Origin of the sequence: Rhizobium sp. PRIMUS64 (assembly GCF_023006465.1) — a bacterium.
Lineage (GTDB): Bacteria > Pseudomonadota > Alphaproteobacteria > Rhizobiales > Rhizobiaceae > Rhizobium > Rhizobium leguminosarum.
The window spans coordinates 1-306 of record NZ_JALBGX010000365.1 but is presented as its reverse complement, the minus strand read 5'-3'; the positions used below and the strand labels follow the sequence as shown (position 1 = coordinate 306).

Below are 306 nucleotides of genomic sequence, written 5' to 3'. Positions count from 1 at the left end.
GAGGCTACAGAACTTTTACAGTTGCGTGGGGCTTGTGATCGAAGAGTGCACAGGCCTGTTGGCATCGCCGATCATGACGATCGGCCATGAGGGCTTCGGCCGCTTGCTTTTGACGACTGGACGGTTGGTCGTTCTGTCGAAGACCCTGCGCGATGTCCACCGGTTCGGCTTTGAGACGCTAGGCAAGCTCGCCGAGACCGGCACGAAAATGGTCGATGACGCTATTGAAGTTATCGAAACCTATCCCGACGTGGCGCGGGCATCATGAAATCAATTTTCGAGGAAAGAGATCATGTCAGACATTGT

1 protein-coding gene is annotated in these 306 nt (G+C 54.2%); it reads left to right on the top strand.

Annotated features, from left to right (window positions below; all coding sequences use genetic code 11):
- Positions 1 to 268 (top strand): NifX-associated nitrogen fixation protein (locus MOV76_RS39585; RefSeq protein ID WP_247266642.1); only part of this gene is annotated, 268 nt, incomplete at its 5' end.
- Positions 269 to 306: the final 38 nt, after the last annotated feature.